Genomic DNA, 1,165 nt, shown 5'->3' with positions numbered 1-1,165 from the left:
CTTGTCTATTTGTCTTGTCCGAGGGGGGAGGCCGCGCCTTCCCCCTGACGTCGGGCGGCGTTTGGCTTGTCCAAATCCCGCCTGACCCACCAAAAAAGGCCAAAGGATCTTCGATCCTGCGGGAGCGCAAAAAGGATCGTCACCCGAACGGGCAGATCATCACGGCATGGGCCGACCATGACCCAAAGCCTCTGCCCCGGCTCGCATGAGACGGTTCAGGGGCTATTGGCTCAGGGAGATCATGCTGGGGTGTTCTGGGTGGAAGCCGATACGTCGGCTGGAACCTAGAGCCCGCTCACGAGCCGACTGGCTCGGGATTTGCTACGGAAACAGATTGCAGCCCGAGGTCACTCTCCGACCGGGACATACCCTCGACGACGTTTCTGCCTGTCGAGTTTTTGGAGCGCGTCGGCGGCCTCGGCTTCGTCTTCGTACGTCACCATCATGGCTTGCCCGTTTGTGCCAATACGCCCCCAGGTGCGAAGGACGGACACTTCCCCGAACAGCGTCGCCTGCAATTCTATTCCATAGAACCGCGCCATGTTGACGTCCGGGTCCACATGGATCAGGTGGACAGGTGTGGTTGCCGTCAGTTCCATGACGCGATTGTCGGTGAACTCAGCCATCCTGTCCAATGACTTTGCGAGATCAATTGTAAGGTAAGGATTCTTTACCTTTTTGGCATTTGGGAAAAACCCCACCGAACGACAAGAGATTTTACCCTTCTCGACCGCTGATGTGATAACGAGGTTGTTTCGAAATTGATGACCGAATGTCGAGACACTTCATCAACGGTAATGCTTTGAAAACAAACGCAACAATTCTATTTTGACTTAGCGTAAAGATTTTTTTCTTTATACCTCTTGAAACGGTGCTGTTTCTTTCCAAAATCCCGCTTGTTAGCACTCTTCAACAGGGAGCGCTAATAGGATGAATCGCCAATTGAGGAGAATTCAGAATGGCCTTCAAACCTCTACATGACCGTGTGCTGGTTCGTCGCGTTGAGAGCGAAGAAAAAACCGCTGGCGGCCTGCTCATTCCAGACAGCGCAAAAGAAAAGCCCAGCGAAGGCGAAGTTGTTGCAATCGGCGAAGGCGCACGCAAGGACAACGGCGAACTGATCGCAATGGCTGTAAAAGCTGGCGACAAGATCCTGTTCGGCAAA

At 53.6% G+C, this 1,165-nt stretch carries 3 protein-coding genes; 2 read left to right on the top strand and 1 reads right to left on the bottom strand.

Going from position 1 to position 1,165, the window contains the following annotated elements; all coding sequences use genetic code 11:
• Positions 1–209, top strand: a 209-nt coding sequence (locus GOX66_RS25710; RefSeq protein ID WP_214652788.1) for a hypothetical protein, incomplete at its 5' end; no start/stop codon positions are given.
• 138 nt (positions 210–347) lie between these two features.
• On the opposite strand, the gene GOX66_RS25515 is transcribed toward GOX66_RS25710, so the two are convergent.
• Positions 348–626, bottom strand: coding sequence for a WGR domain-containing protein (locus GOX66_RS25515; RefSeq protein ID WP_237212792.1), 279 nt, complete (start codon positions 624–626; stop codon positions 348–350).
• A gap of 332 nt (positions 627–958) precedes the next feature.
• On the opposite strand from GOX66_RS25515, the gene GOX66_RS25510 reads away from it, so the two are divergent.
• A partial coding sequence (locus GOX66_RS25510) for a co-chaperone GroES (RefSeq protein ID WP_170766718.1) occupies positions 959–1,165 on the top strand: 207 nt, incomplete at its 3' end.

It is taken from the genome of Ruegeria lacuscaerulensis, from assembly GCF_013031245.1.
GTDB lineage: Bacteria > Pseudomonadota > Alphaproteobacteria > Rhodobacterales > Rhodobacteraceae > Ruegeria > Ruegeria lacuscaerulensis_C.
This window is presented reverse-complemented; position numbering and strand designations above follow the sequence as displayed.